The sequence below is a fragment of the Candidatus Korarchaeota archaeon NZ13-K genome (assembly GCA_003344655.1).
Classification (GTDB): Archaea; Korarchaeota; Korarchaeia; order Korarchaeales; family Korarchaeaceae; genus Korarchaeum.
This window is the reverse complement of the sequence record MAIU01000061.1, coordinates 1-6,782: the sequence shown is the minus strand read 5'-3', so window position 1 is coordinate 6,782 and position 6,782 is coordinate 1. Positions and strand designations below refer to the sequence as shown.

Annotated in this window: 8 protein-coding genes; 4 read left to right on the top strand and 4 right to left on the bottom strand. The window is 57.0% G+C overall.

Features of this window, described 5'->3' with window-relative positions; all coding sequences use genetic code 11:
* Positions 1-4 precede the first annotated feature (4 nt).
* A complete protein-coding gene (locus BA066_06060) occupies positions 5-649 on the top strand; it encodes a DUF711 family protein (protein RDD53134.1) in 645 nt (214 codons plus the stop codon).
* Here the strand turns inward: BA066_06060 and trxB are convergent, their stop codons facing one another.
* The 4 genes from trxB to BA066_06040 are packed head-to-tail and all read right to left on the bottom strand — an operon-like array spanning position 650 to position 3,597.
* On the bottom strand, positions 650-1,618 hold the full coding sequence (gene trxB / locus BA066_06055) for a thioredoxin-disulfide reductase (GenBank protein ID RDD53133.1): 969 nt from the start codon (positions 1,616-1,618) through the stop codon (positions 650-652).
* Complete coding sequence (locus tag BA066_06050; protein ID RDD53132.1) at positions 1,615-1,941, bottom strand: ASCH domain-containing protein; 327 nt, start codon at positions 1,939-1,941, stop codon at positions 1,615-1,617. The genes trxB and BA066_06050 overlap by 4 nt, the downstream gene beginning before the upstream one ends.
* A gap of 4 nt (positions 1,942-1,945) precedes the next feature.
* Positions 1,946-3,316 (bottom strand): PFL family protein, encoded by a 1,371-nt coding sequence (locus BA066_06045; GenBank protein RDD53131.1) that lies wholly within the window; start codon positions 3,314-3,316, stop codon positions 1,946-1,948.
* Positions 3,317-3,318: 2 nt separating this feature from the next.
* The gene (locus BA066_06040; GenBank protein ID RDD53130.1) at positions 3,319-3,597 is read right to left on the bottom strand and encodes an ACT domain-containing protein; all 279 of its coding nucleotides are present in this window, start codon (positions 3,595-3,597) and stop codon (positions 3,319-3,321) included.
* 241 nt (positions 3,598-3,838) lie between these two features.
* On the opposite strand from BA066_06040, the gene BA066_06035 reads away from it, so the two are divergent.
* From BA066_06035 to BA066_06025, 3 genes are all read left to right on the top strand, one after another.
* On the top strand, positions 3,839-5,452 hold the full coding sequence (locus tag BA066_06035; GenBank protein RDD53129.1) for an APC family permease: 1,614 nt from the start codon (positions 3,839-3,841) through the stop codon (positions 5,450-5,452).
* Between the two features lie 68 nt (positions 5,453-5,520).
* Positions 5,521-6,420 carry a formamidase gene (locus BA066_06030; GenBank protein ID RDD53128.1) on the top strand — a complete coding sequence of 300 codons (900 nt, stop codon included), beginning with the start codon at positions 5,521-5,523 and terminating at the stop codon, positions 6,418-6,420.
* A gap of 165 nt (positions 6,421-6,585) precedes the next feature.
* A partial coding sequence (locus tag BA066_06025) for a 3-phosphoshikimate 1-carboxyvinyltransferase (GenBank protein RDD53127.1) occupies positions 6,586-6,782 on the top strand: 197 nt, incomplete at its 3' end.

The window sequence follows — 6,782 nt, the reverse complement described above, 5'->3', positions numbered from 1 at the left end:
CCCGATGACTAGGGCCGAGTCCTTCGGGATCAGCTTCTCCCTTCTCTACCCCTCAGACCTCTACGGCCCGCTCTCGGAGGTTGAGGAGCCCCGGGAGGTGCTCGGGTACGCCCTCTCGAGGGTCTTCAGGGATGCGGTGTCGGAGGCCGAGAGCGCCTCCTCCGACCTCGGGGAGGAGGTCCCCATCCTCGGGATGGACTTCTCCCTCAGCCCCTGGATGGAGGAGAGCGCAGCCAGGGTCGTGAGCCTGGTCGCGAGATCCCCCTTCCTGGGACCCGGAACCCCATCGGCAGTGGCTGAGGTGAACTCCGCGATAGGGGAGGCATCGCGCGGCATGAGGAGGCTGGGGTTCAACGAGCTGATGCTCCCCATGGCGGAGGATGACCTGCTGAAGGAGGCGGCCCTGAGCTTGGAGATGGGCGCCAGGGAACTGGCGCTGCTCACGCCCTACTGCCTGTCCGGCTTGGACATGGTGGTCCTACCCCTGAGCATGGGCAGGAGTGACCTGGCCAAGCTGATAGGGGATGTGATGACCGCGAGCCGCATAAAGAGGAGGGTCCTCGGGGTGAGGGTCGTGCTTGCTGACGCTGAGCCCGGGGAGGAGATCGAGTTGGGGAGGTTCGGGAGGGTCCCCGTCATGAGGATTTGATCATGCCCTCCCGAAGAGCCTGTTGTTTATATCCACGGCTGCCCTCACACCATCGCCCACAGCCTTCGCTATCTGCATGGGCTCGCCGGTCACGTCCCCCACCGCGTAAACGCCCGCTAAGTTAGTTCTCTGCCAGCAGTCCACCTTTATGAAGCCCCTCTCATCGACCTCCACTCCTGCCTCCCTTGCGATCTCGCTCCTCGGCTCAACTCCCACGAATATGAAGACACCATCGGCCTCCAGGAGCCTCTCCTCCCCGGTCCCGAGGTCCCTCACGATCGCCCCCTCCACCCTGCCGCTACCGACCACCTTGCTCAGCACGCTGTTGAGCAAGAGTCTCACGTTCGCCGTGGATCTCAGCTTATCCACTAGCGCCCTCTCTGCCCTCATGCTGTCCCTCCTGTGAACCAGGATGACCTCCCTCGCTATCCTTGATAGGTATATGGCTGAGATGGCGGCCGTGTTACCCCCACCGACAACTATCACCCTCTTGTCCCTGAAGAAGGGGCCGTCGCAGACGGCGCAGTAGCTCACCCCCCTTCCGAAGAGCTCGGACTCCCCGGGTATGCCGAGCTTCCTCTCCTCGGCTCCCGTGGCTATCACCACCGCCCTCGCCACGAACTCCCTGCCGGATCTGGTGAGGATCCTCTTCAGCTCACCCCCCAGGTCGAGCCTGATGACCTCCTCGGGTGAGAGGATGGAAGCCCCGGACTTCAGAGCGTGCATGTGCATCTTCCTGGCTAGCTCCTCCCCGCTTATGGACTCGAATCCCGGGTAGTTCTCTATGAGTGGGTTCACGTTCACCTTTCCGCCGGGAGCGCTCCTCTCTATCACGAGGGTCCTCAGACCGTACCTGGCCAGGTAAACAGCCGCGGTCAGACCACCAGGCCCTCCGCCGACTATCACGACGTCCTGCTCCCTATCCACCCTCTGGGCCTGGGGTACTATGAAGCCGCCCAGCGAGCTCATGCAGACTCCCTCCTCACGATCTCGAACCTTATCAACTTAAGCTTGGTCCCCTCCCTCAGGACATCGTCCCCATATATGGATCTAAGCTCCATCAGGAGCTCGCTCAGGCTCCCGAAGCCATCCTCCTCCGCAAGCTCATCGTTCAGCTCCTCCACGCAAACCTCCTCCACGCACTTTATCAGGGCCTCACCTATCCTCTCCTCCCCCACCTCCACCATGACAAGATCTCCCGGCCTCAGGGAGCTCTCCCTCCTTATCGTGGTCCTCTTCCTACCCGAGATTATGGCGTCCCTGTACTTCCCCCTGAACCTGAGGACCTTCATCGGCTCACCCCTTGAGCAGCCTGTTCACCATGGGCGGAACCACGCCGCCCCTGGCCAGCAGAGCCTTGGATCCGATCTTGGGAACCCCCAGAACTGGTGAGGAACCGAGCAGCCCACCGAAATCAACTTTTTCTCCCTCCCTGGCACCCGGAACGGGGATTAGCCTCACCCCCAGAGTCTTGTCCAGCGCGACACCAAGAGCCATGACGTCCCCTATTATCGCTGAGATGACGTGACTCTCAACATCCCCCGGGATGGGCACCATGTCGAGCCCGGTGCTGCAGACCGCTACCATCGCGAGCAACATCTGCAGGTTGAGGGATCCCCTCCTGACGGCCTCGGCCATCCCATAGTCCTCGCTCACCGGTATGAAGGCCCCGCTCAGTCCTCCCACGGATGAGGTGGCCATCGCTCCCCCCTTCTTGATCGCATCCGTCAGTATCGCCAGGGCCAGCAGGCTCCCGGGTGCCCCCACATCGCTCACCCCAATCGCCCTGAGCACATCGGCCACGCTATCCCCAACGGCCGGTGTGGGGGCCAGAGAGAGGTCCACTGATCCGAACCTTACACCCATCTCCCTGGCTACCTCCCTCCCCACGAGTTCGCCCAGCCTTGTTATCTTGAAGGCCGCCCTCTTTATGGAGTCGTGGACGGTCCTCACATCTCCCCCCTCGACCAGCCTCACCATTCCCTCCACAACACCAGGCCCGCTCACCGCGACGTTTATGACGGGATCCTCCTCCCTCCCGTCATGGAAGGCACCTGGTATGAAGGGCACGCCGCTCACGGCGTTGGCGAAGACCCCCAGCCTGGTGCACCCCCTCCCATCGCTCAGCTCAGCTGTCCTCTTGATGACTTCTCCCATGAGGGAAACCGCATTCAGATTTATGCCGTGCATCGTGGAGGCCACGTTCACGAGGGAGGAGAGCCTCTCAGTGGAGGAGAGCGCCTCTGGTATCGAGTTAATCAGACCGAGATCTCCAAGGGAGAATCCAGAATCAACGAAAGCCGCATAACCGCCTATGTAATCTATCCCGAGCTCCTTGGCAGCCCTGTCCAATCGCTCCGCTATCCTCAAGCCGATCCTCCTCGCCTCCTCAGGATCGGAGGCCCTAGAGTCTATGAGGTCGCAGATGGGGGTGACGGCCACCCTCTTGGTCACGATCCTCACCCCCAATCTCCTGGATACCCTCTCCACAGCCTCGCTGAGCCTCGAAGATCTCTCCAGGAGCACGCTGTATACCCCCTCTGCTATGTCCTCGTGCCTCAGGGCCGGGAGCAGGCTTATACCTAGGGTGACGGACCTCACGTCCAGGTTCTGGAAGGAGAGCATCTCAACTATCTCCGATATCTCGCTGGCATCGTACTTGGGCATACTCACACCCTCTGCATGAACCTGAACACGCTCTCGTGAAGCACCAGGACCTTGACACCGACCAGCTCCCCCTTCCTCTCAAGCTCCTCCCTCAGCGAATTTATATCGAGCTCGCTCCTAGAGATGTCGACGAGCATTATCATGGAGAAGATGCCCCTGAGCACCGTCATGGATATGTCAATTATGTTGGCGTTGGCCTCCGCTAGGGCTGATGATATCGCGGCAACTATGCCCGGTCTATCGGCGCCCAGCACGGTGACTACCGCCAGTTCATTAGGCATAGGCCTCGGCGTCAACCCCCAGTATTATGCCTTTCGTGCGGCTCATGGAATGAAGTCACTGAGGCTCACCAACTCTCTGAACTCCGTCCTCATCCTGCGGAGAGCATCGGGACTCTTTTCAAATAATCCACCATCTGGGGCTCTCTGTATGAGAAAGTTCCTGAAAATAAACGATGGGAGGTGCGATAGATTTATATAAAATCATGCTTGCGAATCTCCGCCACCGCGCGGCAGGGGCGTTATGATGGGTGAGGCACCAACGATATTCGTGAGGAGGTCTTCTGGACTCGTTAGGGAGGTTTATCCTAAGGACTCATTCATATACAACGTCTACTTCACGGCATACTTCACAGCTCTGGTCTTTGTCTACTTAATAGCCCTCTACGTGGTCCCGGCTCAAGCCTTAGTGCCGGGATTGCTGGTCTCGACAGCTCTGTTCGCGTTCCAGGTCCTGGTGTACGCTCTAACGTCAACAGCTATGCCCAGGAGCGGAGGAGACTATGTGATAATAAGCAGGGCACTGCATCCCCTCCTAGGTTTCCTCTCTAGCTGGAATTGGTTCATCTGGTTGGCGTTCTGGTTTGCCTTCGGTGGTTACACATTCTCCTGTGTCGCTCTCTCCACAATGTTCTTGACTCTGGGGCTCGTGACTAACAGCCCCGCCCTAGTCTCTCTGGGAGAGAGACTGGCGGATCCGATACAATCGCTGATCGTCGGCACCCTCATAATGATCGTATTCCTCCTCCTGACATCATTCGGTCTCAGGAAGTTCCTGAAAGTGCAGTTGATCACTTTCGTGGTGGGATTGGTGGGCGTCCTGATAGGCCTCGTATACCTAGCGATTTGCGATCCAGCCACGTATGCTTCCACGCTTAACAGGCTGATGAGCCAATACACCGGGACTCTCGATACCTATAATGCGATAATAGATGCCGCTAAGGGGCTAGGATGGGGACCGGAGAGGGTGTACGGCTACACGCTGGAGCACCTATTGAAGGTGCTCCCGGCAGCCTACCTAGCAGTCCCTTGGACGATGGGGACTGTTTTCATAGCGGGCGAAGTGGCCCAGGTTAAGAGAGCTCAGATATTGGGGGAGATTGGTGGATTAGCGTTCATAGGTGGACTCACGGTCGTAATAGCATTTCTCCTTCAAAAGGCTATGGGTATTGAGTTTCTCTCAGCCTTCTCCTATTTGTTCTACAATCCTCCGGAGAACCTGAAGGTACCCATACAACCATACTTCAATACCCTGGCATTTCTGATAATAGAGAATCCATTACTGAACCTATGGGCGAATCTTGGGTTCATCTTCTTGGGCTGGATGTACATGGCTCAGAACCTACTTAATGATAGCAGATTGCTCTTCGCTTGGTCCTTCGATAGGCTGATCCCCGAGAAATTCGCTGAGGTAAACGAGAGATTCAATTCCCCGATATACGCGCTTCTCACGGTTTTTGTCATAGCAGAAGCCTTCTTATTCGCTATAGTATTCGTACCAGAGCTTCAGGTGATCTCGAGTATAATGGCGCTCTCGTTCTCAGTGATCATAATGTCCTTGGCAGCGATATTCTTCCCCTACAGAAGGAAGGATCTCTTTGAGAGTTCCGAAGTGAATTGGAAGATATCCGGAGTTCCAGTAATAACAATACTGGGCATTCTGTCCCTCTTAGTGAACCTTATTGCGAACTATTACTGGATAACCGATCCGAACTATGGTGCGGTGAATGACATCTCCGTGGCGGCGATGCTGACGGTCATAGTGGTGGGAATCCTGATATACCTGCTCGGCATATTGAGAATGAGGAGGAAGGGAATCGAGGTATCCAAGGTGTACACACAACTCCCGCCGGTGTGAGAGGTGACCCTTCAATCTGCAATCTTTTTTATTTTCTTCCCGGGAGTCGCCAGGCCGGAGGGTTCCTTATGAGAAGGGTGGGTAAGGAGAACGTGATATACACCTTCAGCCCAAAACATAAGCCCGTCGAGACAGTTAATCCAGGTGAATATGTCCTGTTTGAAACGGAGGATGCTTTCGGGGGGCAGGTGAAGGGGGAGGATACACCTCCGGATAAACTCGATTGGTCCAGGGTGGACGGAGCCACAGGGCCCGTTTACATCAGGGGAGCGGAGCCCGGGGATACGCTTGTGGTGGATATACTCGATATAAGGCTGCAGGAGAGAGGGGCGATAGCCGTTATACCGGGGTACGGAGGGCTGTACCATCTCAACTTCTCACCCAAGGCGAAGGTTGCAAGGGTAGACCGCAGTTTCGTATATTTCGATGATCTCAAGATCGCCGTGAGACCAATGATAGGCACGATAGGCGTGGCTCCTGAGGGTGATGAGATCCCAACGGGCCATCCCGGAAGGCATGGAGGGAACATGGATGTGAGCGAACTCGGGGTAGGGGCCAGGCTATATCTTCCAGTTTTCTGTGAGGGAGCACTACTGGCCCTAGGTGACCTGCATGCTGTTCAGGCCGATGGCGAGCTCTGCGTGTCAGCGATAGAGTGTCCCGGCGAGGTGCTGGTTAGATTGGATCTGATAAAAGGTAAGAGACCAAATTGGCCCATCCTAGAGACCGAAGACAGTTTTCAAGTTATATCAGCCGGCAAGTCCTTGGATGAAGCGATGAGGGAGGCTGCAGAGGAAGCAGTTAGGGCCTTGATGAGGGCTAGAGGGATCTCATTCGAGGAGGCCTACATGTTGGGCAGCCTCCTGGTGAATCTCAAGATAAATCAGGTGGTGGATCCCCTGCTGGGCGTGAGGGCATCCGTCCCCAAGGGCCTGGTGAGCGCGGATGACTTCCTAGTGAAGGGATGATGCTGAACCTAAATCCATGAGCTCTTTCATCATGATGCGAATCGTGTGGATTCTCATGATCTGATGCAGTTTCAACTGTTCTCCTCGAGAGCCATCCCCCGCCCAGCTGGGGTGCGATCTCAGGTGAGCGGCTCGGTTTTAAATGAGGGCTCCTTCGAGCTCGGGATGATAGAGGTGCTTCCTTCCGTGATAGAGGGGAGCTCATCCGCCCCCCCTTCTAAGAGCTACTCTCACAGGGCCTTAGCGGTCTCCCTGCTTTGCGAGCGCACCTCAGAGATAGAGGGGGTGTCCGCGTGCAGGGACGTCGGGGCCACACTGAATGCGGTGTCTATGATGGGGGCTGGGCTGAGGGTGGAGAGGGG